This window comes from Synechococcus sp. B60.1 (assembly GCF_047462555.1).
Taxonomy (GTDB): Bacteria; Cyanobacteriota; Cyanobacteriia; order Thermostichales; family Thermostichaceae; genus Thermostichus.
Window position 1 is genome coordinate 4,924 of sequence record NZ_JANSJN010000038.1, and the last position, 17,553, is coordinate 22,476.

Consider the following 17,553-nt stretch of genomic DNA (forward strand, 5'->3'; position numbering starts at 1 on the left):
CGCCGAGCTGAGCGAGCAAAACGCTGCTCGCAGTCGGGAAATCGAGCAGTTGCGCCAGGCCATCCGAGAAAGCCACGCCGAGCTGAGCGAGCAAAACGCTGCTCGCAGTCGGGAAATCGAGCAGTTGCGCCAGGCCATCCGAGAAAGCCACGAGCAAAATATGGCCCAGGCGCAAGGTTTGAGAGACTTACAGGAAGTTGTCCGCGAGACCCGCTCAGATTTAGCACACTTGGCTGAATGGGCTGAGGAAGTAACTCAAGCTCTCATCACTCTTACTGCATTGCAACAAGAGCACGAACGCGCCATCCAGGCCATCAACCAGCGTCAGATCGAGAATGACCAGAGGTTTAACGTTCTCCTCGAAGAAGTGCGCTATCTTATTCGCAGACAAGGGTTAGATGGAAGTTCCTCTCCCCCTTCTACTTGAGGAGGGGGGATTCTTTCTGAGCAAATCTAGTCCTCATCCACTTCCCACTCCAACAAGTGGGCGTAGGGAGCCACCAGCTCCGGAGAGTAAAAAGCAATAGCCTGCAGCGTGTGCCAATCTTCCAGGCAGTCGAAGACGTTAGGGTACTCGTTGCGCTCCAGCCGCTCTGCAATGGCCGCCACATCGGCTGCAGTGAATTGGCGGGGATCCCTGCCCTTGGGGAGGGCCTCTACTTTGGATCGGGCAGACATAGGTAGCCTGAACACGCTACAAGCCGATCTTAGCCTCTCGGCCCGACGCCCCCTGGCCGAAAACGCGAATTTGTAGAGGTTCTACACAATGCAGGCTGGGCATCTGCCTTGCCTAGCGGAGGAGTTCAGAGTCCAAAACAGGCTCTGTCTGAGTCACGCGGTAATAGCCAGCCTGGGTGCGAACCGAAGCTTGATAAGGGCTGGGCAAATCCAGCGAGCGCAAGGGGGGGATGTTGGTGCGCTGGTTCAGCAAAGTGGTGAAGAAGGCAGTGGTTCGCTGGGCCTGGGAGCGCACCACTTCCTCAGGGAAAATGACTGGGTCGGCCTCCTTGCCCGTATCCAGCAAGATTTGATCTAGGGCTTCCCCCACCGGATAGGAGGGATAGGTGATTTGGGCAAAAGCCGATCCAACCGGGATCCCGCCGGCTAGACAGCCCAGAACAATTGCCAGGGTTAGACGCATGTGCTGTAGTTCCTCCTACGCTACAGTGGTTTGTTCCTCAACACCGGAGAAAGCAGAATCTGGGCGTTGCCCACCAACCTTGACCCCCAAGGAGCCTACCTCTTGACCAGCAGCTAAGGCGGATTCTACCCGAAAGACCTCGGTTGGCAACGGTTGCAGCCCCCAACATGACAAGGGATCCCCTTGCCGACTAGGATCAAGATGCTCTGCTTGGGATCCATAAGCCTGTGAGTGTTCGCGTTCGCCTTGCCCCCAGCCCAACCGGAAATTTGCACATTGGCACCGCCCGGACGGCAGTGTTTAACTGGCTCTATGCTCGCCGCCACGGTGGCCAGTTCATTTTGCGCATTGAAGACACCGACCGCGAGCGCTCTTCCCCCCGCTACACCCGCAACATCTTGGCAGGGCTAGCCTGGCTGGGACTGGATTGGGATGAGGGGCCCATCTACCAATCCAACCGCATTGCGCGCTACCAAGCGGTGGTGCAGCAGCTTTTGGACCAGGGGCTGGCCTACCGCTGCTATGTCAGCGAGGCGGAGCTGGAAGCAATGCGCGCCGCCCAGAAGGCCGCCGGCAAAGCCCCCCGCTACGACAACCGCCACCGTTTTCTCACCGAGGAACAGCGACGGGCCTACGAGGCCGAGGGGCGGCAGCCGGTGATCCGCTTCAAGATCGAGGAGCCGATGGAGGTGTCGTGGGTGGATCTCATCCGCGGCCCCATCACCTGGAACACCCAAGATTTGGGGGGGGACATGGTGATCGCCCGGGCGGATGGCTACCCTCTCTACAACTTGGCAGTGGTGGTCGACGACATCGACATGGGCATCACCCACGTCATCCGTGGCGAAGACCACATTGGCAACACCCCCAAGCAGATCTTGCTCTACCGCGCCCTGGGCCACGAGCCGCCGCAATTTGCCCATTCTCCCCTGATCCTGAATCCAGAAGGGAAGAAGCTCTCCAAGCGGGATGGGGCAACCTCGGTAACCGAGTTTCAGCAGATGGGCTTCTTGCCGGAAGCCCTCAACAATTACCTGGCTTTGTTGAGTTGGTCCCCCCCTGATGGGGAAGAGATTTTCTCGTTGGAAAAGGCAGCTACGATGTTTGACTTCGACCGGGTCAACCGGGCTGCCGCTCGTTTTGATTGGGACAAGCTCAACTGGCTCAACAGCCAGTACATCAAGCAGCTCTCCCCGGCAGAATTGGTGGAGCGACTTACCCCCTTTTGGCAGGCGGCGGGGTTTGACCTGGGAGCGGTGCCGGATCCCACTTGGCTGGAAGATGTGGCCCGCCTAATCGCCGAGGGCATCGACCGCCTGACGGAGGCTCCTCCCCTCAGCCGTTTTTTGTTTCAAGAGCCCCTTAGCTACTCGTTGCCAGCTCTGGAACAGTTGCGCCTGCCGGGGGTGGCAGAAGCGATGGCTGCCATGGCTGCCACGTTGGCTGCTGCTGAGCTGCCCCAGCCAGTTTCTGCGGACAGCTTAAAACTGCTGGTGGAAGAGGTGGCCAAAAGCCAGGGGATGAAAAAGGGCCTGCTGCTAAAGAGCTTGCGGGCCGCCCTGACAGGGGAGCTGCAGGGGCCGGATTTGATGGCCTCTTTTGCGCTGCTGCAGCGGCGGGGTTGGGCTTTGGGGCGGCTGGAGGCGGTGCAGCGATTGGTTGCCTGACCTCAGGCTGTTGGAGTCTACTTTTTTTCTATTGCTTGCTGCTATGCCTTTGCAGGCTTTTGACACTCCCCCGGCTTTAGTCGGGGAACTCTTGCGCAGTCCACAGACAGACTCGCAAAGGCGCTGTCGAGACGCCCCTAGACGGCTCCTTGGAACCCAGTCTCAAGGTTCCGCTTACTTGTTGACTGACAGCACTGTCCGGGTCTTTCACCGGGGTGGGTGCTTGCTTAGGATAGAGCTATAACATTGGCGAGCGACTCAAGTTGCTCAAGGACTACGTCCCGCTAACGCGAACGGGCTTTTCCGCACCGTACTCCTCGTGCTAGCGGCGCGGAGCGCTGAGTACGGGGCTACCAAGCTACCCGGCTGTGTCGATCCGGATTCGACTTTGTTGATCCAGCTTCAGGCTGCCAACCAAATTGTTCAGGAACTGGTGCTGCTCTCTTCGCAAGAGTCTTCAGAAGCAGTAGAGCCGGAGGTGTGGGAGCAGGGCCTGCTCAAGTTGGCTCAAACCCTAGTGCAGCAGATGGTGAGCCGCCTGGGCGTGGCCTCCGCTCGCCTCTGGTTTTTCGACCTGCAAGAGGGTTGCTTTCGATCGGTGGCCCATGCTGGCCTGCTCAGCCCTGCTCACGCCCAAATTGAGCGAATCTACCCGGATGACAGCCCTATGGGGCGTGTGGTTCAGCAAGGATTGCCCCTCTTGAGCAACAACCCGGATCAAGAGGTCTGGATGCCTGCCCCGGAATGGGTGAAGGCCAATGGCCTGCGGGGCTTTGTCGCCTACCCGATTAACCGGGGGGAGGAGCGGCTGGGCGCTTTGGCTCTGCTGAGCTGGACACCCTTGGAGGCCAGCTTTATAGAAGTAGTGAAGTTTCTTTGTTCCTATACGGCCAGCGCCATTATCAACGCCAAGCTGCTGGAGCGCAGCCGCCGACAGGCGGTGCGGGAGGCGTTGCTCAACCGCATCACCAGCACCGTTCACCGCTTTCTGCAGTGGGATCAAATCGTCAGCACTGCGCTTGGGGAGCTGCAGCACGCTTTTCTATCGAAAGGGGTGAAGGGGCTGAGCCGCTGCTGTTTTTACAGTATCAACCCGGCTCAGGAGACGGTTCAGGTTACCCACGAGGCCCTAAGCCCTGGGCTGGCCCCGTCACTGGGGCAGGTTTACCGAACCCAAGATTTTGGCTCGCTGTGCGAGCGGTTACAGGAGGGACAGGTGGTGCAAATAGCCCTGCCTTTGCTGCCGGATCAGGAACATCTGTTGCCGCCGCAAGGGCTGGCCGCTTTCCATGCGCTACAGGCTCGCTCGGCGGTGCTGATCCCGTTGCAATCGGTGGGCTCAGCGGGAGCAGGGCTGGGGGAGGCCGGCGGCAGGGATCCGCAGACGGGCCGATCCGACCTGGCTGCTGCGCCAGGGGGGATGATCGGGCTGCTGGGGGTATACCTAACTACACCGCACCCCTGGCAGCCGGAGGAGATTGACCTGTTGCGCTCGGTGGCCTACCAACTGGCGATTGCCCTAACTCGTTCCAGCCTGTTTGAGCGGGCCCATCGGCAGGCGGAACGGCTGGCGCTGTTGCACTCGATCACAGCGGCAATTCGCTCCAGCCTGGAGCCCACCACCCTCTTCCACGCGATTACCCAGCAGATTGGTGCAGCTTTTCAGGCGGATGTGTGTATCTTGGCCCTTTGGCAGCCGGAACAGGAGCTGCTGCATCCTGTGGGCATCTATGCACCGGAGCTCACCCCTGCCGTGCGCGTAAGCGGGACGGAGCCCCTGCTGGATGCCCCGCTGACGGGATCCCTCCAGCAGCCCTGGGCGGAGCCGGGGATCCCGCTGGAATTGTCGGAAACGGTTCAGGCCAAGTTGCGCTTGGCAGCCAGCCTGTTGACCACCTTGAAGGAGCCGGTGGTGGTGCCGGAGCCGCAGAACCTCCAGTCTTGGGACAACCTGAAGCCGCAGCGGCAGGGAAGCGGGTTGTTGTGGGTGCCTTTGTTTGCCTCTGACCATCCGCAGCGACAACAGGAAGTGTTGGGGGGGATTGCTCTGCTGCGCTACCCTCGCGGCGGATCCCTGGCTCCTTCCCCCTGGCAGCCGGAGGATCTGGAGTTGGCGGAAGCCGTGGCTGAGCAGGCAGGGATCGCCCTCAAACAAGCGCAACTTTACGAGCAAACCCGCATCTCGGCCCAGCGGGAAAGCCTGTTGCGCCAGGTTGCCCAGCGCCTCAGCGGCACCTATGATCCCCACCAAGTGGTAGAGATTGCTCTGGAGGGCATGGCGGAAGCTTTGCAGGTCGATCACTGTACTTTGGTGGCGCCGCGGAGCGGCTATGGGCCGAGCGCTCAACAGCTTGCAGCCGCTCCACCCTCAGAACCCCTCGCCATTCTTCAGGAATACCGCCGTCAGCCGGGGATCCCCTGCCAGGTGGGGCAGACGTTGCCCCCTGAGCTGAGCCAGCTCATCGGGGTAAATTGCTACACCCATCTGGACACGCTGCTGATCCCCGATGTTCAAACCTTTCCGCTGCCTCCTCCCACCCGCCAGACGCTGTTGCAGAAGGGTATCCGCTCCCTACTGTGTGTACCCCTAGTTACCGATGCCAACCAGATCGCGGGTGTGCTCTGCGCCTCCATTCCGCCCCTGGCGACGGTAGGCCGGAAGCCTCCCGCTGCCGATGCTGCCCCCGAAGCCGCCGGATTTTCCCCTGCAGATAGGGACTTGGTGGAAGCGCTGGCGGACATTGCGGCAGTGGCGCTACAGCGGGCCTCCTTCTACGAGCAGGTTCGCCGTCAAGAGGCAACGGCAGCAGCCTTGCAAGGACTGACCGAGGGGCGAGAGGCGGAAAGTCGTCGCCTGGCCGCCGATCTGCACGATCAGACCCTGGCGGATCTGGGAGCTCTGTCTCGTCAGATTCAGGAGCTCGCCAGCAATCCGACCCTCAGCCCTGCCGGTCAGGCTCAGCTACGCGCCATGAGCGTCCAACTGCAGGAGACCATGGCTGAGTTGCGGGGGATCGTCGAGGATCTGCAGCCGCTGGCCATGCGGGCTTTTAACTTGGGCCCGGCTCTGCGCAGCCTTCTAGAACGGGCGGCCCAGCGTTCTCCTCACCCGCTTCTCACCCGCTTCGACAACCGCGCTGATGACCTGCTCTCCCGTCTCAGCCCCGCCTGCCAAAGCAACATCTTTCGGATCGTACAGGAGGCGCTGAACAACATCGTCAAACACGCAGGGGCACGGCGCATCGACATCACTATTCAGCCCAAGATCCAAGCCGGTAGCGGAGCAGAGGAGCCTTCTGTCAATCCCAAAGCCCCCTACACTCACCTGGAGCTGAAGATCATCGACGATGGCCGGGGCATGCCGGAGTTCAACGGTGGGGTGGATCAGGAACCTGGCCACGGCCATGGATTGCTCAACATGCGCTACCGAGCCGAGTTAATTGGGGCAACCATCACCTGGCGCAACCGCCGCTTGGGTAGCGGCACAGTGGTGGAGCTGCAGATCCCTTTGCCGCCCCCTTCTGAAGTTGGCCCCAGGGATCCCTTCACCCCCGCTGTTCGGTAGGGAGCAACCTGCCTCCCAGGGCCGGGGAACTGCAGCCGCATGCAGGTTGGAGTCCAGAAATCTAAGGGCGCCACACGCGAGATGGATGGCCTCATGCCTCGGTTCGCCGCCCAACCACGGCGTAGAAGGGATCCCCACCGGCCAAAAAGGCAAGCCAACCCAGGGGAGCAGGCCGCTGGATCACCTCGACGATCTCGAACCCCGGCACCGACTTAAAATAGCGCTTGACCAGCTCCACCCGCTCTGCTTCCGAGCTATCCCGCCAGGCCTGGATTGCCTTCTGGAAAAACATGCGGTTGGAGAAGCTGACAATGAAAAGGCCCCGGGGCCTGAGGATGCGATATACCTCGGCAAACACCTCTTCCGGCTGCTGCAGGTACTGCACTGAAACTGCGTTCAGCACCGCATCAAAAGTGCAGTCCGGCAAAGGCAGGAGCGGGTTTTGGTTGAGGTTCTGGACGAAGAAATGGTTAAGGCGGGGATTGGCTGCCAGTTCCTCAGCATTCATCCCATGCCCTTCCACATGGGCAAAGTCTATCTCCGGCGGCAGGTGGGAAACCCAACTGCTCATTAGATCGAGAATGCGGGTCTGGGGCCGCAAATGCTCACGGTACAGATCGGTGAGCTGGCCGATAAAGCCGGCATCTACGTGGGTTACAAAGCGGGGATGGCTGTAAAAGAGGGCATCGTCACTGGGATCCAACTTGGAGCGCTGCCAATCTTCAAGAACGGCCATGGCAAAAATCCTTTGCAAAGCTTAATCAAAGCTAACATTCTGGAACTCCCTCACGGGGGGGCGGGCGTGATAGCGTAGCAGGGCAACGGTGGCAATTTTCATTTTCGAGGGATCTCTTGCCGTGATGTCTGCGTCTTACGCTTCCGCTACAGCTCGCTCCTCTTCTGCCGCTGGCTTTGTCCTGCGCGACTATGTAACCGAACTCCAGCTCCACATGGCTCTGCAGGCCCGCAGCCTCACCCCTCCTCTACATCTCTCGCCAGCAAAGGACAGCCCTGTAGCCCTGGTGCAGCAAGCACAGGCGGAGCTGGAGAAGTCCGTCTCCCGCCAGTGGCTTTGAGGGGCGCAGCCTGGGCAAAGTGCTCAGGCCAAACTCTTGCGCAGCACCCCCTGTACCACCAGAACCGACACCACCACAAACCCCGTCAAGAGGCTCAGGGATCCCGCCAGAGTGAGATCGCCCCAGGGGGCCTGCAGCACCACATCGGCAAAGCTCCAGGTGCTGCTGCGATAGACGTGGCGGATGGGCTCGATGGCAAAGGTGAGTGGGTTGAGGCTGGCCACCCAGCGCAGCCAGGTGGGCATAAAGCTGAGGGGAGCCAAAGCGGTGCTGGAGAAAATCAGGGGTAAATTGACCAAGAAGATAAAAGCCAGCAACTGCTGGTGCCCCGGCATGGCAAAGGCCAGGCCTAGGCTCAGGGCTGTAAAGCCCAAGACCAACAGGCCCACGATCAGGGCCACCACCGCCAAGCCCCGCCCGTCCGGGATCCCGCCTCCGAGGGCATAGTCTGCCCCCACAATCACCGCCGTCTGCAGCAGCGCCAAGCTGACGATGAACAGGCTAGAGGCCAGCACGATGGAAAAGCGAGAGGTGAGGGGAGCCACCAGCAATCGGTTTAAAAATCCAAATTCCCGGTCGAAAATCACCGGCACGCCGGCATTCAAGGCCCCGCCAAAGGCCGTAAACACGATCACGCCTGCCCCCAAAAACTGGGTGTAGTTTTGTCCGGCCCCGAAAATGCCGGCAGGAGCATTCTGGAACAAGGCCCCGAACAAAATCAACCAAAGCAGCGGCTGGATGATGCCGACCAGCAGGGTTGTGGGGCGACGCTGCAGTTGGATAAACAAGCGGCGGGTAAGGGCAAAAGTCTCCTGCCAAAAGTCGGCTGTAAATAGAGGAATTGGGTTGGATGGAACTGGGGAAGCGGTAGAGGTCATACCAAAACTCCTGTAGGGTTGCGATCAATCAATGCAGTGTCCAATCGAGCAGCCAACTAGTATCTCGATATGCGCTTGCACAGGGATCACCAGGGTTTAATAGGGAGGTGATGAAGTTACTTTTTCTTTTTGCCTAAGTTGGACTCGGCAGCGGCCAGCTCCGCATCCAGGAGCGTTTGCCCGGTTGCTGCCAAATACACGTCATCCAAGCTGGGGCGAGATTGGGTGCTGCTGAAGATCTCCAGACCGTGGGCCTCGAGCTGGGCGCGGATCTGGCTGAGGGGATCCTCCCCGTTGCGCCGCACCACCAAGTTGAGGGCGTTGCCCTGGGCGCTGTTGATCACCACTTTTTGGACAAAGGGCAGGGATGCCAGCAGTTCGGCCCCCCGCTGGGCCAGTTCTGGCGGCGCAAACTCCTGCAGCTTGAGGGTGATGCGCTCGCCGCCGACGCGGGCTTTTAGCTCTTCTGGGGTGCCTTCGGCAATCACCTTGCCGCGGTCGATGATGGCCACCCGGTCGGCCAACAGGTCGATCTCCTCCAGGTAATGGCTGCTGAGCACCACGGTCACACCGGTGTTTTTAAGCTGGCGCAGAAAGTCCCAGATGGCCTGCCGGCTGGGAATATCCAGGCCCACCGTGGGCTCGTCCAAAACCAACACCTGGGGCTGGTGGAGCAGTCCTGCCGCCAGATCTAGGCGTTTGCGCAAGCCGCCGGAGTAGGTGCCGATGCGTTGGTCGGCGCGGTCGGCCAGCCCCAGCAATTCCAGGACAGCAGCGATCCGCTCTTGGGCCAGAGGCCGCGGCAGGTGGTAGAGATCCGCCTGCAACTGCAACAATTCTCGCCCCGTCAGCACCTTATCCAAGGCCACCTCCTGGGCAACAAAGCCCAGCTTTTCGCGTACCGCCTTGGGATTTTCATTGACCGGGATCCCGCACACCTCGATCCGGCCTGCATCAGGGCGCAGCAGGGTGCACAGGCAGTGCAGAGTGGTGGTTTTGCCGGCGCCATTGGGGCCGAGAAGGCCATAGATCTGGCCGGGCTCTACTTGGAAGGAGACATCCGCCACCGCCACGGTGGATCCGTAGCGCTTCTGGAGTTGTTGAACCAAGACCGCAGGGGTATCTGACATGGGCATCCACCTTTCGCTCCCTCTAGGCTATCAAGCCGGCTCAGGAGAAAGGAGTAGCGATTCCCTCAATTCCTCCCTCCCTATCGCCGATCCCATGGCTCCCAACTCCATAGGGATGGTGGGATCCAGATCGAGGCTCAGGATATAGTGGTTCAGGCCATTGGGTTAGGCGCGGGCGGATCCCTGCCCATCTTGCCATTGAGTTCGGTTGGGCTAAACCGTCGCCAACGGTTGTGGAGAGGAGAGGAATGCTCAAGCCAAAGCTTGCCTGCCGGCCCCCCTTGCCAGCTTTCCCCAAAGGGGGCTCTGTCGCAACCCTTGTAACTTTGGTAACCTTTGCCCTTGGCCTGGTCGGCTGCGGCGAGGCAACAACCCCGCTTAGCCCGCTGGAAAATGCCTTTTTGCGGGCCGACGACTTTGCAATTACAGGGGGATCCCCGACGGCGGGCGCGGTGGGGCCTTACCTCCAATTCAACCTGCGGCGGCAGCGGGACAACCAGATCTTGAATCGTCCTTTCAACGTCTATGTGGAGAATGCAGGGCTGGCAGAAGGGCAACCTCCTCTGGTCGATAACCAAAACCGCCCCCTCCTGCTGCAGCGCTCGCTGGCTTTCTTGGGCAACGGCCTGGATCTGAACAGGGATGGCCAGCCGGATCCCCCTTCCAGAGAACCTCCCAGCCTCACCAGTAGCCCCCTGCTGCCATATGCGCCGCCCAACAACTGGCAAAGCCGCGCCGTCCTCGCCTACGTCCCTGGGCAGGCCAGTATCCCCGGACGGGGCCCCGGCGACCGCTTTGGCCTCTACTTCTCCTCCATCCTGCCCTACAGGGGGCAGCTTCGCTTCCGCGCCCGCGACGAACTGGGGAATGCTCCTGCCCGCGTCTTTGAGGTTACCTACTCCCCAGCACCCCGGCGGGCCAATGTCACTGTTACCTTGGCCAACGTTAGCGCCAGCCCCCAAGAGCCGGTGCTCATTGCCATCTGCAACCAGTTGGGAGCTGCTGCCGTGGTGGGCCTGCGGAGCGGCACCTTTACCGAGCTGGTGGACCTTTTGCCAGCGCCTGACTTGCCGGTGGATCCCAGCTTGAGCGAGCCCATCCGCTACGTGGCCGAAGCCTATCAGTTCAACCGCGAGCGAACGGTTATCCGCGTCTCCCAGAATCCTGCCGATCCCAGCCGCATGAGCGTTCCCCTTTTGGGATCCGAGGGCGCAACCGGGCGGGCAGACCTGACGATGGTGAACGCCATGGGGGATCAGCTCACCTGCTTTAACGAGCAACTCTCTGAGCTGCGAAATACATTTTCCGACTTCTTCAGATAACAGTTAAATTGCTGGTTGCGGCAAGGAGAGGTGGGGCAAGCTGGAGCATACGACCTGGTTTTCTCCAGTTGGCGAAAGTCTACGCAAGAAGCCAGCAGAAAAAAACTCGAGGCACCTGTTCACAGTGAGCCTTTCGTGGTTTTCTTCGCTGATTCCGATGGCTTCCCCAGCAAAATCCAGCCTGACGTGGGGCTGCCCTCTTTTCCGGTTGGATGGAATTGCGATATGCTAGTTTCCCAACTCTAACAACGTGAACGATTCCCAGCCGTTTTTCCTCCTATGACCCCCCATCGCTCCCAGGTCTCGGTTCCTATCCTGCAGGAAAGCTGGCACTTTCAAGAGCGGGATGCCTGCGGCGTCGGGTTCCTGGTGGATCGCCAGGGGAGGGCCAGCCACGAGCTGCTGCAAAAAACCCTCGCTGCCCTTACTTGCATGGAGCACCGCGGCGGCTGTGGCGGCGACAACCAAAGCGGCGATGGAGCCGGCATTACCACGGCCATTCCCTGGGCGCTGCTGCAGGCAGAGAAGGAGGAGATCCGAGCTTGGGATCCCAGCCACAGCGCGGTGGGTATGGTGTTTTTACCCGCGGATCCCACCGAGTGCCAGGCGGTGCGCCAGCTCATCGACGACTACCTGGCCACCACGGAGTGGGGACGGCCCCTCTGGCGCCGGGTGCCGGTCAATCCAGACTGCCTGGGGCCAATGGCACGGCAAACCCTGCCCTCCATCTGGCAGATGCTTCTTACCCATCCCAGGCTGGAGGGAGATGAGCTGGAGCGGCAGCTTTACCTCTTGCGGCGGCGCCTGCGGCGGCAGGTGGAAAGCCGGTTCGGCTTTTACTCCATCTATTTTGCTTCTCTCTCCTGCCGGCTCATTGTCTACAAAGGTATGGTACAGTCAGCCGCGCTGGGCCAGTTTTACCGCGATCTGCACAACCCCCTCTACGCCACCGCCTACGCCACCTACCACCGCCGCTTCAGCACCAACACGCTGCCCCGCTGGTCGCTGGCCCAGCCCTTTCGCCACCTCTGCCACAACGGCGAGATCAACACCTACCTGGGCAATGTCAACTGGATGGCTGCCCGCGAGCCCTCTTTGGCCCATCCCCTCTGGGGCGAGGCCATCGAGGAGCTCAAACCCGTCATCGATCCCGGCACCAGCGACTCGGCAGGCCTGGACGCGGTCTTTGAGCTCTTGGTTGCCTCCGGCTACTCCAGCCAGCAGGCAATGATGGTGCTGATCCCGGAAGCCTACCGCCACCAGCCAGAGCTGCAGGATCACCCGGAAGTGGTGGACTTCTACGAGTTTTTCGCTGGCCTGCAGGAAGCATGGGATGGGCCGGCGATGGTGGTCTTCTGCGACGGCAAAACCATTGGCGCCACTCTGGATCGCAATGGCCTGCGCCCAGCCCGCTACGCCCTCAGCCGCGATGGGTTGCTGGTGGTGGCTTCGGAAGCGGGGGTGGTTCCCCTGGCGGAAGCTGAGATCCTAGAAAAGGGGCGGCTGGGGCCAGGGCAGATGCTGACGGTGGATCTGCAAAGTGGCCAGCTCTACAAAAACTGGGAGATCAAGACCCAGGTGGCGGCTCAGCACCCCTATGGAGAGTGGTTGAGGGCTTACCGCGTTCAGCTCGCTGGCCAAGACTTTGAGAGCGCCCCGCAGCTCACCGAAGAGCGACTCCTTCAGATTCAGACTGCCTGCGGCTACTCCTCGGAAGATGTGGAGATGATCATCGAGGAGATGGCGGCTACGGGCAAGGAGCCGGTTTTCAGCATGGGGGACGACGCGCCGCTGGCGGTGCTCTCCACCCAGCCCCACCCCCTTTACGACTACTTCAAGCAGCGCTTTGCCCAGGTCACCAACCCCGCCATCGATCCCCTGCGGGAAAGCTTGGTGATGTCTTTGGAGGTGTACCTGGGATCCAAAGGCAACCTGCTGGAGATCCGTCCGGAGCATGCTCGCCTGCTGCACCTACGCAGCCCGGTGCTCAACGAGGCGGAGCTAGCTGCCCTGCAGCGGACGCCTTTCTCTTGCCGGACGCTACCCATCCTCTACCCGGTGGCCGCTGGGCCAGAAGGGCTGGCCGCTCAGGTGCGAGCCCTGTGCCAAAAGGCGGCGCAGGCAGTGCGGGAGGGGGCCGAGATCTTGATCCTTTCGGATCGCGGTCTCAGTGCTGAGCAAGCCTTGATCCCGCCCCTGCTGGCCGTCGGGGCTGTCCACCATCACCTCATCCAGGAGGGGCTGCGCCTACGCGCTTCTCTGGTGGTGGAGACCGCCCAATGCTGGAGTACCCACCACTTTGCCTGCTTGATTGGCTATGGGGCCAGCGCTGTCTGCCCCTACCTGGCCTACGAGGCGGTGCGGCAGTGGTGGTACAAGCCCAAGACACAAACCCAAATGGCCGCCGGCAAGCTGCCCCAGCTCTCTTTGGCCGAAGCCCAACTGAAGTACCGCACGGCCATCGAGGCGGGCTTGCTCAAGATCCTCTCCAAGATGGGCATTTCTCTGCTCTCCAGCTACCACGGGGCGCAGATCTTCGAGGCCATCGGCCTCAGCCAAGAGGTGATCGAGCTGGCCTTCCGCGGCACGGTGTCGCGGGTCGGGGGGATGACGCTGGCAGATCTGGCCCGCGAGGGCATGGCCAATCACTGCCGCGCCTTCCCCGAGCTGAGCGCGAAAAAATTGGAGAACTTTGGCTTTATCCAAGCGCGGCCCAAGGGGGAGTACCACATCAACAGCCCGGAGATGGCCAAGCTGCTGCACAAGGCCATCGCCTCAGGACAGCCCGACCACTACGAGATCTACCGGGCCCATCTGCGCCACCGCCCCCCCACAGCCCTGCGGGATCTGCTGGACTTTCGCAGCGACCGGGATCCCATTCCCTTAGAAGAGGTAGAGCCGGCCACCGAAATCTTCAAGCGCTTTGCCACAGGAGGGATGTCGCTGGGAGCCCTCAGCCGCGAGGCCCACGAGACCCTAGCCATTGCCATGAACCGCATTGGCGGCAAGTCCAACTCCGGCGAAGGTGGAGAAGATCCGGAGCGCTACATCCCCATTACCGATGTGACGCCGGAGGGCACCTCGGCGCGCTTCCCCCACCTGAAGGGCCTGCGCATGGGGGACAATGCCAGCTCAGCCGTGAAGCAGGTGGCTTCGGGCCGCTTTGGCGTGACGCCGGAGTACCTGCTTAACGCGCAGCAAATCGAGATCAAAATTGCCCAGGGAGCCAAGCCGGGCGAGGGCGGACAACTGCCGGGCAAAAAGGTCAGCCCCTACATTGCCAAGCTGCGCCGCTCTAAGCCGGGGGTGACCTTGATCTCGCCGCCACCCCACCACGACATCTACTCGATTGAGGATCTGGCCCAGTTGATCTTCGACCTGCACCAGGTCAATCCGCAGGCGCAGGTGTCGGTGAAGCTGGTGGCGGAGGTGGGCATTGGCACGGTGGCGGCAGGGGTGGCCAAAGCCAATGCCGACATCATCCAGATCTCCGGCCACGAGGGAGGCACAGGGGCTTCTCCTTTGAGCTCGATCAAACATGCGGGGGCACCCTGGGAGCTAGGCCTGGTGGAAGTGCATCACGCCCTGCTGGAGAACGGCCTGCGGCAGCGGGTGATTCTGCGCGTGGACGGCGGCATTCGCACCGGCTGGGAAGTGGTGATGGCGGCCATGCTGGGGGCGGAAGAGTTTGGCTTTGGGACAGTGGCCATGATTGCCGAGGGGTGCATCATGGCGCGGGTCTGCCACACCAACAACTGCCCGGTGGGGGTGACCAGCCAGAAAGAGGAGCTGCGCAAGCGCTTCCCCGGCACTCCTGACCAGGTAGTAACTTTCTTTACCTTTGTGGCCGAGGAGGTGCGCCAAGTCCTAGCCCAACTGGGCTACCGCTCCTTGGAGGAGGTGATTGGGCGCGTGGATCTACTCTGCCCCCGTACCGACGCGGCTCTGGAGAAAACCCAGTCCCTCAACTTGGACTATCTGTTGCGGACTCCCCCCGGCTTCGCTCCCCACCAGCGGCCCAAGTGGCTGGAGCATGAGCTGGTGCATGGCAACGGCCCGGTTCTGGACGAGGCAATCCTGGCGCGGCCCGAGGTGCAAAAGGCCATCGAGACCTGCGACACAGCTACAGTAGAGCTCCCCATCGCCAACACGGATCGCTGCGTGGGCGGACGCATTGCCGGCACCCTGGCCCGGCTGTATGGGGATACCGGCTTTGCCCGACAAGGGGGGCTGCTGGATCTGCGCTTTGTGGGCAGCGCCGGCCAGAGCTTTGGGGCATTTACCTTGGCGGGCATGCGCCTGACCCTGACGGGGGAAGCCAACGACTACGTGGGTAAGAGCATGTGTGGCGGTGAAATTGTCATTCTGGCTCCCCCAGAAGCTCCGCGGGATCCAGCAGAAAACGTGATCCTAGGCAATACTTGTCTGTACGGGGCCACCGGCGGATCCCTGTTTGCCAACGGCCAGGCGGGAGAGCGCTTTGCCGTGCGCAACTCCGGCGCTCAGGCGGTAATTGAGGGATCCGGCGATCACTGCTGCGAATACATGACCGGCGGCGTGGTGGTGGTGCTGGGGCGGGTGGGCCGCAACCTGGGAGCGGGCATGACCGGCGGCCTAGCCTACGTATTGGATGAAGAGGGCAACTTCCCCGCCAAGGTCAACGGCGAGATCGTGCGCATCCAGCGGCTGCAAACAGCGGCGGCGGAAGCACAACTGAAGGGCCTGATCCAGGAGCACTACCGCCGCACTCATTCTCCCAAAGCTGAGCGCATCCTGCAGAACTGGGAGCGCTACCTGCCTCTCTTCTGGCAGGTGATCCCGCCTTCGGAGGAGGGGAGTGAGCTGACGGATCCCACGCGATCCCAGCCGGTGGCGCTGCCGTCGTAGGGGATCCGGGGCCTGTCGGTAACACTTCTTATCCCCTCGACGGCCAAAGAGGCTGGTAAACTGCGAGAGTATACTGGCCTTTTCATCCTGTAACCCCTATGAGTTCCACTTTGCAAGCTACCCAAACCCAGGCGCGAGTGCCCACTGAGACCATCCTGACACCGCGCTTCTACACCACCGACTTCGAGGCCATCGCCAAGATGGGGTTAGGCGATCGAGAGGCCGACTTCCGGGCCATCCTGGAGGAGTTTCGCGCCGACTACAACCGCCACCACTTTGTCCGCGGCGAGGAGTTCAACCAAGATTGGGAAAGCCGGCTTGATCCGGAGGCGCGGCGGCTGTTTGTGGAGTTTTTGGAGCGCTCCTGCACGGCGGAGTTCTCTGGCTTCCTGCTCTACAAGGAGCTATCTCGCAAGCTGAAGGAGACCAACCCGGTCTTGGCCGAGTGCTTTGCCCTGATGAGCCGCGATGAGGCCCGCCACGCCGGCTTCCTCAACCGCGCCATGGCCGACTTCAACATGGCCTTTGACCTGGGCTTTCTGACGAAGCACAAGTCCTACACCTACTTTGCGCCCCGCTTTATCTTCTACGCCACCTATCTCTCCGAGAAGATCGGCTACTGGCGCTACATCCTTATCTACCGCCACCTGGAGGCTCACCCCGAAGACTGCATCTACCCCATCTTCAACTTCTTCAAGAACTGGTGTCAGGACGAGAACCGCCACGGTGATTTCTTTGCCCTCATGCTCCTGAGCCAGCCGCGGCTGCTCAAGGGATGGGTGGCGGAGCTGTGGTGCCGCTTCTTCCTGCTGTCGGTGTTTGCCACCATGTACCTCAACGACGTGGGCGAGCGCCCGGACTTCTACCGTCTCATCGGCCTGGATCCCCATACCTATGACATGGAGGTGATCTACAAGACCAACCGCGAGGCGGCCAAGGTCTTCCCGGTGGTGCTGGATGTGGAGAACCCCGAGTTTGTGCGCCGGCTGCAGAAGTGCGTGGCCAACAACGCCAAGTTGAGGGAGATTGCCCGCGGTTCTGGCCCCTTCAAGGGCCTGCGCAAGCTGCCCCTTTACCTCAACAACGCCTACCAGTTCCTGCGGCTGTTCCTGCTCAAACCGCGCAAAGCTGGCTTTTACTTGTGGGAGCAGCCGGAGCCTCGTTTTGAAGAAGCGGCTGTTTCTGCTTAAGCGGCTCTTGATCCCAGCTCAGTATCGGTAAACCTCGTAGGTCAGCCATGAACATCGCCGCCGAGATTACGCCCCTCTTTTTGTTGGGAACGCTGGCCTTTTTGGGGTGGGGGTTCTGGCGAGCCCGCCAGCGGGGATCCCTGGCTGTCTGGGTGTGGTTCCAGGGATCCCTGCTTCTTTTGCCCTGGGTGGTCTTCCTAGGGCTCTTGCTGTTTGGGGTTTACCTCAACTTTGCCGGCTTCCTCCTGCTCTTGCTGGTGTTCACGGGGCTCTACATTGCCGTGGGGCGCAAAACTCGCCAGTTGGCCCAGCAGGAGCTGCAGGCGCGGCGGCAGCAGTTGGCCCAGTTAGGGGAGCGGCAGGAAGCCTCTTCGGCAGCTGAGGGGGAGGCGCCTGGGGAACGGCCAGCAGTGGTGTTGCGGGGCATCTCTGCGGAAGATTTGCAGGCCATTCAATCCATCTTCAGTCTGGACACCTTCTTTGTCACCGAGACTATTCCCTATGGGGAGGGGGCAATCTTCAAGGGCAACCTCCGCCGGGACGCAGAGGTAGTGGTGCCCCTGCTTTTGGAAAGGCTGAAGGAACGAGTGGGCGGCCGCTACCAACTGTTTTTGGTTGAGGATGCCTCGGAAAAGCCAGCGGTGGTGGTTCTGCCAGACGAGATTGTTAACTACCGCACTTCGACAGGGGCAAAGAT

11 protein-coding genes and 2 pseudogenes are annotated in these 17,553 nt (G+C 61.2%); 8 read left to right on the top strand and 5 right to left on the bottom strand.

The window, feature by feature from the left end; translation table 11 throughout:
• Nucleotides 1–427 (top strand): annotated as a pseudogene (locus tag NW863_RS05970) (hypothetical protein); the annotation flags it as partial.
• A 26-nt stretch (nucleotides 428–453) separates the two neighbouring features.
• Here the strand turns inward: NW863_RS05970 and NW863_RS05975 are convergent.
• Together NW863_RS05975 and NW863_RS05980 are read right to left on the bottom strand one after the other, a co-directional pair.
• Nucleotides 454–678: a DUF2555 domain-containing protein gene (locus NW863_RS05975; RefSeq protein ID WP_414365193.1), complete on the bottom strand. Its 225-nt coding sequence runs from the start codon at nucleotides 676–678 to the stop codon at nucleotides 454–456.
• A gap of 112 nt (nucleotides 679–790) precedes the next feature.
• Nucleotides 791–1,141, bottom strand: a complete 351-nt coding sequence (locus NW863_RS05980) for a hypothetical protein (RefSeq protein ID WP_414365194.1) — start codon at nucleotides 1,139–1,141, stop codon at nucleotides 791–793.
• Nucleotides 1,142–1,368: 227 nt separating this feature from the next.
• On the opposite strand from NW863_RS05980, the gene gltX reads away from it, so the two are divergent.
• Both gltX and NW863_RS05990 read left to right on the top strand, forming a co-directional pair.
• Nucleotides 1,369–2,808 carry a glutamate--tRNA ligase gene (gene gltX, locus NW863_RS05985; RefSeq protein ID WP_414365196.1) on the top strand — a complete coding sequence of 480 codons (1,440 nt, stop codon included), beginning with the start codon at nucleotides 1,369–1,371 and terminating at the stop codon, nucleotides 2,806–2,808.
• 388 nt (nucleotides 2,809–3,196) lie between these two features.
• A complete protein-coding gene (locus NW863_RS05990; RefSeq protein WP_414365198.1) occupies nucleotides 3,197–6,373 on the top strand; it encodes a GAF domain-containing sensor histidine kinase in 3,177 nt (1,058 codons plus the stop codon).
• Nucleotides 6,374–6,464: 91 nt separating this feature from the next.
• Here NW863_RS05990 and NW863_RS05995 read toward each other — a convergent pair whose 3' ends face one another.
• On the bottom strand, nucleotides 6,465–7,109 hold the full coding sequence (locus NW863_RS05995) for a class I SAM-dependent methyltransferase (protein WP_414365200.1): 645 nt from the start codon (nucleotides 7,107–7,109) through the stop codon (nucleotides 6,465–6,467).
• Nucleotides 7,110–7,233: 124 nt separating this feature from the next.
• Between NW863_RS05995 and NW863_RS06000 the strand changes: the two genes are divergently transcribed.
• Nucleotides 7,234–7,449 (top strand): hypothetical protein, encoded by a 216-nt coding sequence (locus NW863_RS06000; protein ID WP_414365201.1) that lies wholly within the window; start codon nucleotides 7,234–7,236, stop codon nucleotides 7,447–7,449.
• A 23-nt stretch (nucleotides 7,450–7,472) separates the two neighbouring features.
• On the opposite strand, the gene NW863_RS06005 is transcribed toward NW863_RS06000, so the two are convergent.
• Both NW863_RS06005 and NW863_RS06010 read right to left on the bottom strand, forming a co-directional pair.
• A complete protein-coding gene (locus NW863_RS06005) occupies nucleotides 7,473–8,327 on the bottom strand; it encodes an ABC transporter permease (RefSeq protein WP_414365203.1) in 855 nt (284 codons plus the stop codon).
• Nucleotides 8,328–8,443: 116 nt separating this feature from the next.
• Nucleotides 8,444–9,463: an ATP-binding cassette domain-containing protein gene (locus tag NW863_RS06010; RefSeq protein ID WP_414365205.1), complete on the bottom strand. Its 1,020-nt coding sequence runs from the start codon at nucleotides 9,461–9,463 to the stop codon at nucleotides 8,444–8,446.
• Between the two features lie 242 nt (nucleotides 9,464–9,705).
• Between NW863_RS06010 and NW863_RS06015 the strand changes: the two genes are divergently transcribed.
• From NW863_RS06015 to NW863_RS06030, 4 genes and pseudogenes are all read left to right on the top strand, one after another.
• A complete protein-coding gene (locus tag NW863_RS06015) occupies nucleotides 9,706–10,779 on the top strand; it encodes a hypothetical protein (protein ID WP_414365206.1) in 1,074 nt (357 codons plus the stop codon).
• Nucleotides 10,780–11,058: 279 nt separating this feature from the next.
• Nucleotides 11,059–15,666 carry a glutamate synthase large subunit gene (gene gltB / locus NW863_RS06020; RefSeq protein WP_414365207.1) on the top strand — a complete coding sequence of 1,536 codons (4,608 nt, stop codon included), beginning with the start codon at nucleotides 11,059–11,061 and terminating at the stop codon, nucleotides 15,664–15,666.
• Nucleotides 15,667–15,764: 98 nt separating this feature from the next.
• Complete coding sequence (acsF, locus tag NW863_RS06025) at nucleotides 15,765–16,856, top strand: magnesium-protoporphyrin IX monomethyl ester (oxidative) cyclase (protein ID WP_414365209.1); 1,092 nt, start codon at nucleotides 15,765–15,767, stop codon at nucleotides 16,854–16,856.
• A gap of 47 nt (nucleotides 16,857–16,903) precedes the next feature.
• A pseudogene (locus NW863_RS06030) lies at nucleotides 16,904–17,553 on the top strand (site-2 protease family protein); the annotation flags it as partial.